The sequence below is a fragment of the uncultured Anaerovibrio sp. genome, assembly GCF_947302755.1.
Classification (GTDB): Bacteria; Bacillota; Negativicutes; order Selenomonadales; family Selenomonadaceae; genus Anaerovibrio.
The window spans coordinates 1-14,449 of the sequence record NZ_CAMYWM010000060.1 but is presented as its reverse complement, the minus strand read 5'-3'; the positions used below and the strand labels follow the sequence as shown (position 1 = coordinate 14,449).

Sequence of the window (14,449 nt, the reverse complement as noted above, 5' to 3'; positions counted from 1 at the left end):
TCTACAGCCATCCGCTATATCACCTTCTGCATGATGAGCCAAATCCAGAGATGACTAGCTTTATCTTCAGGGAGACCATGATGAGCCACTTGCTTCTCTGGGGGAATGCCTATGCCCAGATTATAAGGAATGGCAAAGGTGAGGTGGTCGGACTTTATCCGCTTCTTCCAAACAAGATGGATGTAAGCCGTAACAAGGCTGGGCGGCTGATATATACCTACAGACGCAATTCTGATGAGGCTGGTTCGAAGAAGGATGAAGAGGTCGTTCTCAAACGAGAGGATGTACTTCATATCCCGGGACTTGGATTTGATGGCCTTATTGGATACAGTCCTATTGCAATGGCCAAGAATGCCATAGGTATGGCAATAGCCACAGAGGAATACGGGGCTACTTTCTTTGCCAATGGTGCCACACCGGGAGGAATTCTTGAACATCCGGGTGTAGTAAAAGATCCGGAGAAACTTCGTCAAAGCTGGAAATCCCAGTTCTCGGGAAAGAACAGTCACAGCGTTGCTGTGCTTGAGGAAGGCATGACCTTCAAACAGATGGCCATACCGCCTAATGAAGCACAGTTCATTGAAACCAGAAAATTTCAAATCAATGAGATAGCTCGAATTTTCAGAGTACCGCCACACATGGTAGGGGACCTTGAAAAGTCGAGCTTTTCTAATATTGAGCAGCAGTCCTTGGATTTCGTGATGTACACCCTTAATCCTTGGATAGTTCGCTGGGAACAAGCAATGCAGCAGGCATTATTGCTGCCATCGGAAAAGAGCCAGCTGTTCTTTAGGTTCAATGTTGATGGCCTTCTTCGTGGGGACTATCAGAGCAGGATGAACGGCTATGCTGTGGCAAGGCAGAATGGCTGGATGTCAGCAAACGACATACGGGAGCTGGAGAACATGAATCCAATCCCTGATGAGGAGGGAGGTAATCTGTACCTTATCAACGGAAATCTTACAAAGTTAAAAGATGCGGGCCTGTTTGCCAAGCCTGCTGAAAGGAATGATTTAGATGAGTCGTAAATTTTGGAATTGGGTGAGGAATGATAACGATGAAAGAATACTTATGCTCAATGGTGAAATCTCTGACCAGACTTGGTTCGGGGATGAAGTCACACCTGAAGAATTTAGAAACGAGCTTAACAGTTGCCAGGGTAAAGTCACTGTTTGGATTAATTCTCCTGGCGGGGATTGTTTTGCTGCTGCACAGATATATAACATGCTCATGGAATACCCAGGATGCGTTGATGTTCACATTGATGGCATTGCTGCTTCAGCAGCTTCGGTAATAGCCATGGCAGGAAGTCATGTGGCCATATCCCCAGTTGGCATGATGATGATTCATAATCCTGCAACCGTTTCCATCGGGGATGAGCGGGAAATGAAGAAAGCAATAGAGATGCTTTCCGAGGTAAAGGAGTCCATCATCAATGCCTACGAGTTAAAGACCGGGCTTCCGAGAAAGCAGCTGTCCAACATGATGAACGCCGAGTCTTGGTTCAATGCCAAAAAGGCTGTGGAGCTTGGATTTGCTGACAGCATTCTTTATGACACCGATGAGGATGATGAGCCGGAGGCCATGATTTTTTCAAGGGCTGCGGTGACCAATTCATTCTTGGATAAATTTAAAGCTGCCAAAAAGGTAGCAGATAATCGTATTGACGCTTCTGAACTTCAGAAGCGTTTAGCTATTTTAGGAGGAATGTAATATGGATAAGATTAATGAACTGATTGAAAAACGTGCTAAGCTCTGGGAGGAGGCTAAGAACTTCCTCGATACCCATACTGATGAGGATGGCAAGCTCTCTGCTGAAGATGCCGCCACCTATGAGAAGATGGAGTCTGATGTGGTGGATATGAAAAAGTCCATCGACCGTCTGCAGCGTCAGGCGGTTATTGACCGTGAGCTTAATAAGCCAACCAGCAAGCCTATAATCAATGAGCCTACCGCTGGTAAGCCTTTAAACATTCGTGCAACTGATGAGTATAAGCAGGGAATGCTTACAGCCATGCGTACACGTTTCCGTACTATCAGTGATGTGCTTCAGGAAGGTAATGATCAGCAGGGTGGCTATCTGGTACCGGAAGAGTACGACAAGCGTCTCATTGATGTGCTGACTGAGGAAAATATCATGCGTGGCCTTGCTACCAAGATTACCACTTCCGGTGAGCATAAGATTAACATTGCTGCCACCAAGCCAGCGGCTGCGTGGATTGAAGAAGGCGAGGCGCTTACCTTTGGTGATGCAACCTTTGACCAGATTGTGATGGATGCCTATAAGCTTCATGTAGCTATCAAGATTACTGAGGAGCTTCTCTACGATAACGCCTTTAACCTTGAAAGCTACATTATTGACCAGTTCGGTAAGGCACTGGCCAATGCCGAGGAGGAGGCCTTCCTGAATGGTGATGGCAAGGGTAAGCCTGCTGGTATCTTTGATGCTGAAAAAGGTGGCCAGGTTAATACCACTACCTCCGGCAACACCATCAGCGCAGATGATATCATCACCCTTATTTATAACCTCAAGCGTCCATATCGTAAGCATGCGGCATTTATCACCAATGACAAGACACTGGCTTCTATTCGTAAGCTGAAGGACAACAATGGTGTGTATATGTGGCAGCCAGCACTTACTGCAGGCGAGCCTGACCGTCTTATGGGTTATGCAGTACACACTTCCGAGTTTGCACCTGAGTCTGCAACTGGAAAGCCTGTCATGGCCTTCGGTGATTTCTCCTACTACAACATCGGTGATCGTGGCTCCCGTTCCATGCAGGAACTGAAGGAGCTCTTTGCTGGTAACGGTATGGTAGGTTATGTGATGAAGGAGCGTGTTGACGGTCGGCTGATTCTCCCAGAGGCTGTTCAGATTATGAAGATGAAGGGTACTGCCAGCGCCGGGAACTGATAGGGGTGAGGCAGATGCTGGTAACTCTTGAGGAAACAAAACAATATCTCAGAATTGATGGCGATTATGATGATGAGCTGATTAAAGGGCTTATGGCCACAGCAAATGATTTATGCATAGCAATTCTGAGACAGGACGAGTCGGAATTGGACGGGGAAAATCCCCGGCTGAAGACGGCTATTTTTTATGCGGTGACTTACCTTTATGAGCACCGTGATGAAGCAGATCACAGAGGGTTAGCATTAACCCTCCGTGACCTTTTGACTGGGCTTCGCCGGGAGGGATTCTGATGAAGGTAGGAAAAATGCGGTATCGTATAACACTCCAAAAACCTTCTGAGGAAACAGATATGTATGCCAATCCCAAGGATGAATGGACAGATTTTAAGGAAGTCTGGGCAGATATAGTTCCTGTAAGCGGCAGAGAATACTTTGCCGCTGAACAGGCTATGTCAGAGACACAGTTTAAAATCTATATCCGTCATCTTGAAGGTGTTACGCAAAAGATGCGTGTGCTGAATGGAAACGAAGCATATGAAATCCTCACGGTTCTTGGAGATAAACGAAGCGGAATGCTTACTCTTATGGTGAAGGTGATAGTATGAGTTCTTTATCTGATGTGTTTCAGGACATTGGCGATAAAGCTACCAGGGCTGCCAAGGAGGCACTCAGTCAGGGGGCGGATATGGTAGTGAGGGATGCAAAATCGAGGTGTCCCGTAAGAACTGGGGCTCTTAAGGAATCCATACATAAAGTGGTTTTGCGGGGCGGAACTAAAATAAAAGTTGTAGCTGATGCCACTAATAGTGTTGGCACCCCCTATGGCAGATTTGTTGAGTTTTCCCCGATGATTAACGAGCCATTTTTATACCCAGCCATGGATGCGCTTAGAAACACCATAAGGGAAAACATAGCCAAGGCTGTGCAGGAAAGCCTAAAGAGGTGATGGCATGATTGAAAAAATGATTGAGGCACTGAGGACGGATATCCACCCTTTTGTGAAGGGTATCTATCATCAGCTCAGTCCTCATGGATGTAAATATCCGAACATCGTCTATAAGGTAATATCCGATGTCCCGGCACTTCATGGAGACAATAGGGAGCTTCAGTCCAGAGTGACTGTGAGGGTACATATTGTCACCAAGGACGGAAACGACAGCGATATTTATAGGCGGCTTAACAGGACAATGATTGACCTGGGTTTTATGAGAGCCCAGACCATAGATATGATGGAAGATGGCCTTAAAATTAAGGTCATAGATTACAGAATAGGAGTTGATTCGTAATGACAGCACCACGGACCGGACTTACAAATTCCCCATTTATTGGACTTAAGGGATTTCATGTAGCAAAGCTCATCGATGACCCAAAGGACGGTACAACGACCTATGAGGATATTATTTCCATTCCTCATATTAGGCAGGTGGCTATAAAACCACAGAATTCTTCTGCAACCCTTTATGCAGATAACCAGGCGGTGGACACCGCCTGCACAACCAGTGAGTATGAGCTGACCGTGGATATTGCCACACTTCCTCTGGAGTACAAGGCATACCTCCTTGGCCATGAACTTAAGGATGGTGTTATGACCGCCAGCAAGGACGATGTGTCCCCATACTTTGCGGTGATGTTTGAGTCCACCAAGAAGAATGGCAAGAAGCGGTTCTGCAAGTTCTTCAAGGTTCAGTTCAATGAGCCGGATGAGAACCCACAGACCAAGGCAGAGAATATCAGTTATAACACACCAACTCTCGGTGCCAAGGCTATTTATCGTACTGCCGATGGCCTTTCCTATCGTCAGGCTGATGAGGAAGCTACTGGCTTTACTGCTGAAGCTGCCGCTGCTTGGTATACGGAGGTGTAATTTATGGATACACCTTTTATCATAATCAACGGAGAAAAAATCGAACCCGCTGCACCCAAGATGAAGGTGTGGCGGGCTTTTTTAAAATCTGCTGACAGGGACAGAAGCAAGGAACAGCTGGATGATTTTTTGAAAGAGCAGATTGATCTTATTGTACTTGCCTTCGGTAAGCCTGATGTGGTCAATGAAAGCACCATTGATGAGAATATGGAAATTGCTGATGTGGTGCCTTTGGTAAGAAAACTCTTTAAGTGGATTCAGGTAATGACATTCACCAAGCTGGCAAGCTCCCCAAATGGGGAAACGGAGGAGGCATAGAGCTTTCTCCGTATGAACATATACTGAATTACTATGAAAGACTCCAGTCAGCCTATGGCTGGACAATCAGTGAAATCGATGAGTCCGACCTTGAGGTTTTGCTGGACCAGATGGTTATTCTTTCCAAGAGAAATCATAAACAAACTTACATTGAGGATGTGATGGGATAATGGCCAAGGGGCAGGAAATTGAAGAACTTTATATCAGTCTTGGGCTTAACATAAATGACCTGAAACTTGGCTTTGATACTGCCGGGAAAACAGTCAATCAGGCCATCACCAAGCTCAATAATCAGAACAAGAAAATCCAGCTTAAGACAGATGTTGACCTTTCCAAACTGGAGGGTGTTGGATCTGAGCTGGATAAAATCCGTGTAAAGTATGAAGCCATTAATCGTCAGTTGGATATCCAAAGACAGAAAGAGGCCATCCTTCAGGCCCAGTACCAGAGGTCTGTAAAAGACCATGGATTAGGTCATGGAATTACCCAAAGGGCTGAAATGAATCTGCTGTACCAGCAGAAGAATATCGCAGGTCTTGAAGCTCAGCTTAGAACATTGGGAAATTCCCTGAATTCAATACCGCCTAAGTCCAACAGGGCGTTTAGCTCCATATCCAAGGGGGCTGGAATGGCAAGAGCTGGAATTGGTAAGCTGACCGAAGGCTACACCCTTCTTAATGCAAAGCTGGCAGCATTTATGGCTGTAGCTGCTTCTGGTGCTGGCCTTTTTAATATTACCAAGGATGCCATGATGGCGGGTAATAACCTCTATAAGCTGCAGATCCGTCTTAATATGACAACTGGTGAAGCAGCAGAGCTGAGCAGGGCTTTTTCATTGGCTGGCTCAGATATTAATTCCCTTACTCCTTTTATTGCGAGGATAGATAAACAGCTGTTATCTGCAGGTGCATCCGGGAATGCCACATCAAAGGCACTACAGAAATTTGGTGTCACGATTACTGATGAAAACGGCAATCTCCTTCAGATTAATGAACAGCTGGAGCAGTTAGCCAAGGGATACAGAAATGCTGCCGAGGCTGGGGAAACTGAAGCATTTACTGCTGAAATCCTTGGTGCCAGAGGGGCGGCTCTTATTCCTGTATTGGAGTCATACAATGACCTAATGACTATATCCAAAAGCATAAAGACTACGGGTCTCCTGAACCCAGCTGAAGCACATGAGACTTATCTTGAATGGCAGAAAATGGAGATGGAGGTAGGCCAGCTTAAACTTGCCTTGGGGGCGGCACTTCTTCCTGTATCCAGAGAGCTTCTTCCGGAGATAACAGAAATGTTCGTGTCCTGGATAAAGCTGATTTCAGATAACAAGGAAGAAATAAAGCTCATGGGGGAAATCCTCATTGATGTAATGCATGAGGCTGGAAAAGCTATTGACCTGGTGGCCAGCGGCTTGGATGCTATCGGTGTAAATGCCAAAAATGTAGGTGAGATATTACGGGATATAAAGGCTGAGTTTGATGCAGGTTATGGCATGGCTGTTATGGCAGCAATGGGTTCTCCTGCTAATTTTCCTCTTATAGGTGCATTGAGCCTAAAGGGTGATGTGAAAGAGCAGCGTTCCAAAAATGATGATACTGAAAGATCCAGCAAGGCCGAGAAGGAATATTTTGCTGACATTGAAAAACGTACCAAGGCTAGGCAAAAAGAAGTGGCCCAGATTAAGGCCCAGGAGCAGGCGGAAAAGAACCGTCTTGAGGATGTGGCCAAGGCTGCCAAGGAAATGAATGAAAGCATTTATGGCCTTACTCATACGGAACTTGAAACACAGCTTCATTCTATTGATGTGGCCATGCAAAAATATAAGGATGCTGGTGTATCAGAGGTTGAGATTGCAAGAGCTACTGAGGCCCAAAAAGCCAAGGTAATAAAGCAGTTCAATGATGATGTGGCACGAAGTATTGATTCTGTCTGGAAGTCAGCTTTCCAGAACAGAATGGATGAAATAGACCGTGAAAAAGAGGCATGGAAACAAAAGGGCCTGGATGAAGTCAAGGCAACGAAATGGGCGGAGGAGCAAAAAAGGCAGCTCCAGCAGGAAACTGCCCTTCATATGTTCAAGGAAAACTATAAGTACCTCAAGCTCTATCGTAGAGCTATGGCCGGGGGCGGAAGTGTGGAGGAAAAGCAGGCCAATGCCATGCAGGCTATTGTTGCCCAGCTTAGAAAAGATGCCAACCTTCCTGCAGATGCCTGGACCTCAAGAGAAGAAATAGCTGGCTTTGAACAGGTATTTAAGAATGCCAAGGAAAACATCATTCCGATTTATGACAAGATGCCTACCCGGTTTATCCTGAAAGGCACGGAGGCCGTTCCAATGTTTGCTCCTGATTACAACGAAGAAGTAATGAGCAAGCTGGGGAATACACAGGCACCTGCTACGGCATCTCAGGAAAATATTAACTACAACCTCAATGTTGATGTTCATGGCCTTGAGGATGTATCCCATGAAGTGGCCGATACTGCTGCCAAGAAGATACTGGATATGCTTCCACAAAACAACAATGTAAATATCAGCTACGGAGGTGGATAAGCAGATGAAAATCAGGATAGGTGATGCGGTCTCTTTGACTACGCCAACAGATTTTAAGTTCCATCCCGATGATCGCCAGACTTTGGTACAGACTGATGGCGGAAATGTGGTGCAGGATTTTGGGAGTGTAGCAAGCGGAGATAAGATAACGCTCAATGCTGTGTTTATAAAGGATGAATTCCTGAAGGTCTGGAACTATTACCAGAGCCGGGAGCTCGTTAATTTTACCGATAGTTCTGGTGTGGTGTGGCCTCAAATGAGGGTGAGGATCCTTGCCTATGGTTACAAGGAACGATTTGAGAATTACATCAATTGTGAGATAGAGTTATGGAGGATATGACTATGATTAATTTATATTGCAATAATCCAACTGCTGGCAAAAAGGACGGTACAGCCATTTCCCAGGATAATACCCAGACCAGCCCATTGGCATTAACATTGAAGCTGACGGAGCAAAAAGCAGTAAAGGTAGCTGTACGAACTGATACAGGTTATAAAACTACTGATGGTGTCAATATTTCATTTGCTTATTGGGATGGTACAGAATATCAGGCAGCTGGGGGCAATATTAATAATTGGTACGTATGCTTAGATAACAACTATACCAACGCAGAAAACGCCCTTGCTAATGGCACTTGGGGACATAGTGCCGACATAACCGCCGACGTAACAGACGTTAATACCGTCCTTTGGGTAAAGTACGATGCAAGCAACGCCACCGAACCAATTAACGACAACACAACCGCCGTATGCGTAAAGGCAACAGTTGAAGCCGTTTAAGAGGTGGTTTGTTATGAAATATATAAATTCAAGCATACCGACACTTTTCGACAACAGCACTTTAAAATCTTATACAAATAATAAAAAGTATAAATGTATTGGTAACGGTGAGGCTAAACTCACATTACCCAACGTACAAAATACAAAGTTGTATGTTGCTTTTGACCTGTTTTATGATACAAATTATAACTACATAAATTGTTACCCAATACAAATATACATGAGTGACGGGGCTTATGATAAAGTAATTAAATCAACCATACAGGTATATTTGGATGCGAGTAAAAAACTAATAAAATTCCGTAATACAAGCAATGATGTGTTTTCTGCGTCAATTTATATGAATGTATGGCATAGAATATATTTAGTTATTGATACGGTAGCGGGGACAGTTAATTTTTACCTTGACGGCGATAAAATCGGGACATATACGGATTATGTAAAAACAGGCGTAAAAGCAATAAGTTGCAAAATAGCAAGTGCATTTTGGAGTAATTATATTCCAACAATGAAAAATATAATCATCTCCGACCAACATTTTCCTATGAACGAAACCGTTATAGAAGTACCAGCAACCATTACAAATAATGGTTTTACCTTTGATAGTAGTGGTGATTCTTACGGTTCAGAAGCAGAAAACAGCACATTAAAATTACAACCCGACTTATCGGTTTTAAACGGCTATAAGGTAACGGGCTGTAACGTGGGTATGGGTACGACCGTATTGGGCGACACGATTAAAAATATTCAATGTTCAATGGGCAATTATTCAGATACAAAGGAAATTCCCGCCAATGGCTATGGAATGTATTTTGACGAACTACCAACAAACATAAAAGATATTACATTAACGGCGAAAAAATAAGGGGGTGGCTTAAATGTCTAATAGCTCAATAAGCACGCCCCTAATATTAACCACAGGTATTATAAAATGTTCTGCTGTAAGCACGCCAAGAATTTTAACAACGGCAATCATAAAAAAATCTAGTATTAGCACGCCAAGAATATTGGCTACCGTCGTATCGTCCACAGATACAAGCTATTATTTTGATACGGCCATAAAAGCCAATACAGACACAGAACAAACCTATGATACTGCCCTAACTTTGCAGCAGGATATAAATGTTAATGCTGATACCTTTATCAAATTACGGACTGACACAGTAAAGCATTATAGTACAGCTATAACCTTAAAGGCTGATACTGCAAATTATTTTGATATTGCTTTAGGCATTGAAAGTAAGGATAAGCAAACTTACTACTATGATGTTCATACCAATATACAGCAGAATATTGGTATTAATGCAGATACGGCTATTAGCTTACTGGCTGAAGTGGTACAGCATTATTATACCAATGCAGTTATCAAGGCTGATGTAAAACAATACCATGATACGGCTGTAATATTAAGAGATACCACGGCTCAGACAGTAACCCAGCATTTTGATACTACTGTAAAAGCAATGGCAGCAGCCAAATATTATTATGATACCCAAATCAGCATTCCTCGTGATACGACAATTCCAACGGATAAAATTATCAGTGATCCGTTTAAGCCTGCAGCACAGAAGGAAAAGTCCGGTATGGTGTCCATTTCTTTGAATCTCCAGGAGTTAACCCTGGCAGATACCTTCACTTTGGAGACCACGGATAATATCAATATTCTGGATTATATCAGTGGCAAGATACTGGATTTTCCTTATCTTTATCGTGTGGGGGAATCCACACAGCAGGACAGGATTATTACTGCCAAGGGAATGTATGATGTGGATGAAATTCTGTATCGAAGCATCAACTATGGGCCTGGGCAGAAAACGCATAGTCTGTCTGAACACGCATTATATATTGCCGGCTCCTTGGGAAAGAAGCTGGTTTATTGTTGTGATGATTTTGTTCATTCAGGGACATGGATCGGTGAGGGGCAGACCTATGAAAATATTATATCCAGCCTGTTTGGCTGGTCTGGTGCTATCCCTCATAGGGCCATAAATGTGTTTATGAGAGCTAGGGATAATTCCTTGAACATCATTCAGCGTGGTCATGAGAGCAGAACAATTGATATTACTGACACTGCTCATACCCGTCCTGTAATAAACCGTGTCATTGAGAGAAGTATGATCAACTACTCTGGTGGCAATACAGATAGTGGAAATGATACTGGTCCAGGGTTGTACATAGAGCCACTTCCATTCTGGGGGACTCTTAAATTTGGTGATGCAACCTGTTCGTATCAGAGTGGTTATTTGGCTTCTGAAGAAATCAATGGCGAAGTAACAACTTATGACTATACCGGGGATGGGTTCGGAACCAGCAAGTATGTGAGAAGAAAAACGACTCAACATACAGACGGCTCCAAGACAGTTACAACCTATGAATATTCCCACAGTAAAAGTGGCGTCCTTGTTCTGGGTCAAGAAGTGGAAACCACCACGGACAAGAATGACAATGAAACTGTCAGAAAAACAATTCATGCTCCGCTGGGTGGCGGTTTTTATGGTACATCGGTTTATGTTGATGGGGAATTTGTAGGAAGTTCAATAGGCACCGGTTCTCCTGCAGCCGCTGCATCCAGATACCTTCAGAATCAGGAGTCCATAACATTAGGTGGCGCAAATTATGGCGATAATGATAATCCCCTGGGAAAAGGTAATCGTCTGAAGGAATCTGTCGAAGTGCCAACATCTGACAGGGATAAGCTGAAGTCTTATCTAAACGAACTGAAATGGCTTAACAGAAAGATAAAGGAAACCGTCACCATGGATATATATAACTATGGCCATGTTGTTGATTTTTCCGAAAGAGTCAGATTCCGGGGGCATGAGTATTATTTGGTCAGCAATGCTGTAAGCCAGACAACAAAAGAGCTGAAACAGAGCGTTCAGCTTGTGAGGTGGTATTGATGTATCAGACGACAATTTCATCTGTTAGTGGAAATATGGCGGCCGATATTAACGGTCGCTCTTTCTATATTGCCGGTAGCAGCATTGTAACGCCAGGGCAGCAGGTATGGACCGATGGAAAAGTCATATATGGAAATACATATACAGGCGGTCAAAGCTATATTCCAATTATCACGGGTGGTATTCCTTATCTTACGGATAGCGAAAAAGGAATTATCCGCATATATGATAGAAAATTTAATCACTATAAAACCCTTGAGTGTAGCGGTATAGAGAGCATTGTAAATAATGACAAATATGTATACATTTTAAAGGACGGACACTGGTACGGCGAGAAAAACATAGAATATGCGGGCAATGATTGGTACACACTTGACGCTTGCGTTAATGACAAAGGCGACTTACTTGAACTCGGTTTTGATACACGTGACAATCTTCAAATTGGGTCGATGCCTTTTCTTGATTCATACAATGACCACAAAAACCCTGCTCCCGTTTATATACGGAAAAATGGTGAGATTATAGGCGAAGTAGATTGGAAAGGGTTTTATAACAGATATGGTAGTGAAGCCGAAAACTTGTCATCGATTGGCCTATCAATGCTAAAAGGCAACCCATATTATGAAAAAACAAGAGTAACAAGGCAAAGAGACGAAATACGCACTGATTTAATTAGCGGCAATGTTCACCCCGACGGGTCTTGGAATGTTTGGATTACTACAAAATCAAATCACAGGCTATTATCAGTAGTTTCCGAGTATGACATAATCCATGACCGTGTAAGTGACGAAGGGGAAAATGACAGTAAAATGTACGAAGTATTTCTTGATTTTGACGACTTAGATGCTGAGGGCAATCCAAAAAGCAAGATTCGAGATGCGGGGGTTATTGTCGACCAGATTGAAGGAATAGCAGGGGCTAGTATAGTCTTTGACTCCGAAAATAATACACAAATATTTCTGCATAAAAAAGAAACCTTATTAAAGGCAACAGCCTCTAACAATAATGTAAATATCTATTTTCAGCCTTTTGCTGGCAGTAAAACATATTCAAAATTTTATCAACCTTATGTCGCTCAACCTCAACCTTACTCAGAAACACGACATTCGGTAATGTGGAATTTAGACGAATACAATGCAACGATAACAAGTAACAACAGTATGTTCATTAATGAACGTTTGGCTTCTGATTCTTATGTTTTGGCATCTGATTATTATTCCATAAAGGATAATACGGGCTTGCTCTTATATAACTATCGGGGATTCTACCGTTGGTTACCTAATCATGATGTTTATACAATCAAAAATGGTGCAATTAAATGGTTGGAAGGTAATTGTAGGAATTATAGACTTAAATATCTGAAGAATATCAACAAACTTAAGGACTTGTTGAAGGGGGTGTAGGCCATGGATAATCTTCAGAAACTCAGGACTACCGTTAAAGCCATATTGGATGCGGCAAATAAGAAACCAACCAATATCGGTGCGTTGCGAGGGACCATGGTATCCAGAGATACTGTCCTTATTGAGGGAAAGACATACCATGCCATTGAAGGAACTCAGGTCAATATGTATCCGGGGGCAATGGTGTGGTGCCAGCTTACATCAAATTCACAAGCAGTAATTATAGGAGCGTGATTAAATGACATCAGAGCAGATTCTCATTATGCTGGCCACGGCAGTGCTTAGTTTCTTTTCTGGCCGAGCCCAGAGCATGGCAAATAAGCATGATGAGGCAGTGGCAAAGAAAGAACAGCTATTTATGGAAATGATGGAAAATCAGAAGAAGTTTATAGCCTGGCAGGAAGAAATCAACAATCAGAATGCTGAGATGAAAAAGGAGATAAGGGCTCTCCAGATAGGGGTTGACCGTATCTGTAAGGGTGGCCTTGTCCTTCTCAGGGACAGGATTATTCAGTCCTGTCGTGCCTTTATTGAGCGTGGGAGTATTACCATCACAGCAAGAAATAATATACGGGATATGTACAAATGTTATCATGACGAATTTGGAGGTAACGGTGATGGGGAGTATTTCTTTGATGAAATGATGAACCTTCCGATTGACCAGGACGTGCCTATTGTTTCCCCTTTTGATGTCGGAGGTGGTCATAATGATAGAAAGAATTAATGTTACAGACTTGGTTGTAGTTGTAGCCTTATCCGCAGCTCTCATCATAGCCATTTACTCAAATCTTAATGAGCTAAGCATGAGTATTGCCAGCGGTCTTTTAGGCTATATTGGCGGTGCCGGAAAGCACCATGTTGAAAAGAGAGGAGAGAAGTAATATGAAGGTATTTATTAATCCAGGCCATGCGCCAAATGGAGTACCGGATCCGGGGGCAGTAAGTGATGTCACAGGTCTTAGGGAATGTGATGTGGCACTAAGCGTTGGTAAGCTGGTGGAGCATTACCTTAATGCCGTGGGGATTGAAACTGCTGTGTTACAGAGTGATGATTTATATGAGGTCTGCAGTGAGGCTAATAACCTTGAGGCAGACCTTTTTATTTCAATCCATTGTAACAGTGTGGAGTCTCCATATGCTGAGGGAACTGAAACATGGTACTGTGCTGGTTCCAGTGATGGAAAGCATCTGGCTGAATGCATCCAGTCCCAGATTGTAGATCACCTTGGAACCGTGGACAGGGGAGTTAAGATGGCAACCCCGGGTAAGAACGGGCTATATGTCCTCACCAATACAGATATGCCAGCAGTGCTTGTGGAGCTTGCATTTATCTCAAATGAGTATGATGAGAAGCTGCTCAGAAATGAGCAGGATGAGTTTGCTAGAGCTATTGCTCGTGGTGTAACGGACTATATGTGATGGAGGGCTTATGAATGTTAAAAAGATATTGGTGGTTGTTGTTATTGGTATTATTATCGGTGCCGCAGTTGTCCTTTGCCTCAGAAGCAACGTATCAGATAACGGAGTCGGAGTTGACACAGTTAGAGAACAACTTGACGGAGCTATCCAACTTGAACGACAGACAATCCAAGAGCTTGATTCAGCAGCAGAAACAGCTGCAGGAGTCCGAGGAGAAATTGAGTCTGGCAGAGCAGGAGTCCGAGAAGCTACAAAATCAAATCTACAGCTTAAGGAAGGAAATGATAGAGCAGGAGAACTC

At 43.4% G+C, this 14,449-nt stretch carries 20 protein-coding genes; all 20 read left to right on the top strand.

The window, feature by feature from the left end; genetic code table 11:
* The coding region (locus Q0Y54_RS07350; protein ID WP_297965827.1) for a phage portal protein at window positions 1-1,028 on the top strand (1,028 nt) is incomplete at its 5' end.
* Complete coding sequence (locus Q0Y54_RS07345) at window positions 1,018-1,713, top strand: head maturation protease, ClpP-related (RefSeq protein ID WP_297965825.1); 696 nt, start codon at window positions 1,018-1,020, stop codon at window positions 1,711-1,713. The genes Q0Y54_RS07350 and Q0Y54_RS07345, both read left to right, overlap by 11 nt.
* Before the next feature lies 1 nt (window position 1,714).
* A complete protein-coding gene (locus tag Q0Y54_RS07340) occupies window positions 1,715-2,914 on the top strand; it encodes a phage major capsid protein (protein WP_297965823.1) in 1,200 nt (399 codons plus the stop codon).
* 14 nt (window positions 2,915-2,928) lie between these two features.
* Window positions 2,929-3,204 carry a head-tail connector protein gene (locus Q0Y54_RS07335; protein WP_085024313.1) on the top strand — a complete coding sequence of 92 codons (276 nt, stop codon included), beginning with the start codon at window positions 2,929-2,931 and terminating at the stop codon, window positions 3,202-3,204.
* A complete protein-coding gene (locus Q0Y54_RS07330) occupies window positions 3,204-3,518 on the top strand; it encodes a phage head closure protein (RefSeq protein WP_297965821.1) in 315 nt (104 codons plus the stop codon). Before Q0Y54_RS07335 ends, Q0Y54_RS07330 begins: the two co-directional genes overlap by 1 nt.
* Window positions 3,515-3,859, top strand: coding sequence for an HK97-gp10 family putative phage morphogenesis protein (locus Q0Y54_RS07325; protein WP_297965819.1), 345 nt, complete (start codon window positions 3,515-3,517; stop codon window positions 3,857-3,859). The genes Q0Y54_RS07330 and Q0Y54_RS07325 overlap by 4 nt, the downstream gene beginning before the upstream one ends.
* Before the next feature lie 4 nt (window positions 3,860-3,863).
* Window positions 3,864-4,199, top strand: a complete 336-nt coding sequence (locus Q0Y54_RS07320) for a hypothetical protein (protein ID WP_297965817.1) — start codon at window positions 3,864-3,866, stop codon at window positions 4,197-4,199.
* On the top strand, window positions 4,199-4,777 hold the full coding sequence (locus tag Q0Y54_RS07315; protein WP_297965815.1) for a major tail protein: 579 nt from the start codon (window positions 4,199-4,201) through the stop codon (window positions 4,775-4,777). The genes Q0Y54_RS07320 and Q0Y54_RS07315 overlap by 1 nt, the downstream gene beginning before the upstream one ends.
* 3 nt (window positions 4,778-4,780) lie before the next feature.
* Window positions 4,781-5,095, top strand: coding sequence for a hypothetical protein (locus Q0Y54_RS07310; RefSeq protein ID WP_297965812.1), 315 nt, complete (start codon window positions 4,781-4,783; stop codon window positions 5,093-5,095).
* A gap of 169 nt (window positions 5,096-5,264) precedes the next feature.
* On the top strand, window positions 5,265-7,646 hold the full coding sequence (locus Q0Y54_RS07305; protein ID WP_297965810.1) for a hypothetical protein: 2,382 nt from the start codon (window positions 5,265-5,267) through the stop codon (window positions 7,644-7,646).
* A gap of 4 nt (window positions 7,647-7,650) precedes the next feature.
* Window positions 7,651-7,986, top strand: coding sequence for a phosphoribosylformylglycinamidine cyclo-ligase (locus Q0Y54_RS07300; protein ID WP_297965808.1), 336 nt, complete (start codon window positions 7,651-7,653; stop codon window positions 7,984-7,986).
* Window positions 7,987-7,988: 2 nt separating this feature from the next.
* A complete protein-coding gene (locus Q0Y54_RS07295) occupies window positions 7,989-8,426 on the top strand; it encodes a hypothetical protein (protein WP_297965806.1) in 438 nt (145 codons plus the stop codon).
* A gap of 13 nt (window positions 8,427-8,439) precedes the next feature.
* Window positions 8,440-9,291, top strand: coding sequence for a hypothetical protein (locus Q0Y54_RS07290; RefSeq protein WP_297965805.1), 852 nt, complete (start codon window positions 8,440-8,442; stop codon window positions 9,289-9,291).
* Between the two features lie 142 nt (window positions 9,292-9,433).
* Window positions 9,434-11,326 (top strand): hypothetical protein, encoded by a 1,893-nt coding sequence (locus tag Q0Y54_RS07285; protein ID WP_297965803.1) that lies wholly within the window; start codon window positions 9,434-9,436, stop codon window positions 11,324-11,326.
* On the top strand, window positions 11,326-12,729 hold the full coding sequence (locus Q0Y54_RS07280) for a hypothetical protein (RefSeq protein ID WP_297965801.1): 1,404 nt from the start codon (window positions 11,326-11,328) through the stop codon (window positions 12,727-12,729). Before Q0Y54_RS07285 ends, Q0Y54_RS07280 begins: the two co-directional genes overlap by 1 nt.
* Window positions 12,730-12,732: 3 nt before the next feature.
* Window positions 12,733-12,963, top strand: coding sequence for a hypothetical protein (locus Q0Y54_RS07275; protein WP_297570251.1), 231 nt, complete (start codon window positions 12,733-12,735; stop codon window positions 12,961-12,963).
* A gap of 4 nt (window positions 12,964-12,967) precedes the next feature.
* The gene (locus tag Q0Y54_RS07270; RefSeq protein WP_297965799.1) at window positions 12,968-13,453 is read left to right on the top strand and encodes a hypothetical protein; all 486 of its coding nucleotides are present in this window, start codon (window positions 12,968-12,970) and stop codon (window positions 13,451-13,453) included.
* A complete protein-coding gene (locus Q0Y54_RS07265) occupies window positions 13,437-13,610 on the top strand; it encodes a hypothetical protein (RefSeq protein WP_231482947.1) in 174 nt (57 codons plus the stop codon). The genes Q0Y54_RS07270 and Q0Y54_RS07265 overlap by 17 nt, the downstream gene beginning before the upstream one ends.
* A 1-nt stretch (window position 13,611) precedes the next feature.
* The gene (locus tag Q0Y54_RS07260; protein WP_297965796.1) at window positions 13,612-14,148 is read left to right on the top strand and encodes an N-acetylmuramoyl-L-alanine amidase; all 537 of its coding nucleotides are present in this window, start codon (window positions 13,612-13,614) and stop codon (window positions 14,146-14,148) included.
* A 10-nt stretch (window positions 14,149-14,158) separates the two neighbouring features.
* The coding region (locus Q0Y54_RS07255; protein WP_297965794.1) for a hypothetical protein at window positions 14,159-14,449 on the top strand (291 nt) is incomplete at its 3' end.

What these genes read in the sequence shown, in the direction of transcription:
- Q0Y54_RS07260 (WP_297965796.1), top strand. Translation starts at nt 13,612, where the DNA reads ATGAAGGTATTTATTAATCCAGGCCATGCGCCAAATGGAGTACCGGAT.
- Q0Y54_RS07295 (WP_297965806.1), top strand. Translation starts at nt 7,989, where the DNA reads ATGATTAATTTATATTGCAATAATCCAACTGCTGGCAAAAAGGACGGT.
- Q0Y54_RS07340 (WP_297965823.1), top strand. Translation starts at nt 1,715, where the DNA reads ATGGATAAGATTAATGAACTGATTGAAAAACGTGCTAAGCTCTGGGAG.
- Q0Y54_RS07320 (WP_297965817.1), top strand. Translation starts at nt 3,864, where the DNA reads ATGATTGAAAAAATGATTGAGGCACTGAGGACGGATATCCACCCTTTT.
- Q0Y54_RS07300 (WP_297965808.1), top strand. Translation starts at nt 7,651, where the DNA reads ATGAAAATCAGGATAGGTGATGCGGTCTCTTTGACTACGCCAACAGAT.
- Q0Y54_RS07315 (WP_297965815.1), top strand. Translation starts at nt 4,199, where the DNA reads ATGACAGCACCACGGACCGGACTTACAAATTCCCCATTTATTGGACTT.
- Q0Y54_RS07330 (WP_297965821.1), top strand. Translation starts at nt 3,204, where the DNA reads ATGAAGGTAGGAAAAATGCGGTATCGTATAACACTCCAAAAACCTTCT.
- Q0Y54_RS07345 (WP_297965825.1), top strand. Translation starts at nt 1,018, where the DNA reads ATGAGTCGTAAATTTTGGAATTGGGTGAGGAATGATAACGATGAAAGA.
- Q0Y54_RS07325 (WP_297965819.1), top strand. Translation starts at nt 3,515, where the DNA reads ATGAGTTCTTTATCTGATGTGTTTCAGGACATTGGCGATAAAGCTACC.
- Q0Y54_RS07270 (WP_297965799.1), top strand. Translation starts at nt 12,968, where the DNA reads ATGACATCAGAGCAGATTCTCATTATGCTGGCCACGGCAGTGCTTAGT.
- Q0Y54_RS07280 (WP_297965801.1), top strand. Translation starts at nt 11,326, where the DNA reads ATGTATCAGACGACAATTTCATCTGTTAGTGGAAATATGGCGGCCGAT.
- Q0Y54_RS07305 (WP_297965810.1), top strand. Translation starts at nt 5,265, where the DNA reads ATGGCCAAGGGGCAGGAAATTGAAGAACTTTATATCAGTCTTGGGCTT.
- Q0Y54_RS07310 (WP_297965812.1), top strand. Translation starts at nt 4,781, where the DNA reads ATGGATACACCTTTTATCATAATCAACGGAGAAAAAATCGAACCCGCT.
- Q0Y54_RS07275 (WP_297570251.1), top strand. Translation starts at nt 12,733, where the DNA reads ATGGATAATCTTCAGAAACTCAGGACTACCGTTAAAGCCATATTGGAT.
- Q0Y54_RS07290 (WP_297965805.1), top strand. Translation starts at nt 8,440, where the DNA reads ATGAAATATATAAATTCAAGCATACCGACACTTTTCGACAACAGCACT.
- Q0Y54_RS07265 (WP_231482947.1), top strand. Translation starts at nt 13,437, where the DNA reads ATGATAGAAAGAATTAATGTTACAGACTTGGTTGTAGTTGTAGCCTTA.
- Q0Y54_RS07335 (WP_085024313.1), top strand. Translation starts at nt 2,929, where the DNA reads ATGCTGGTAACTCTTGAGGAAACAAAACAATATCTCAGAATTGATGGC.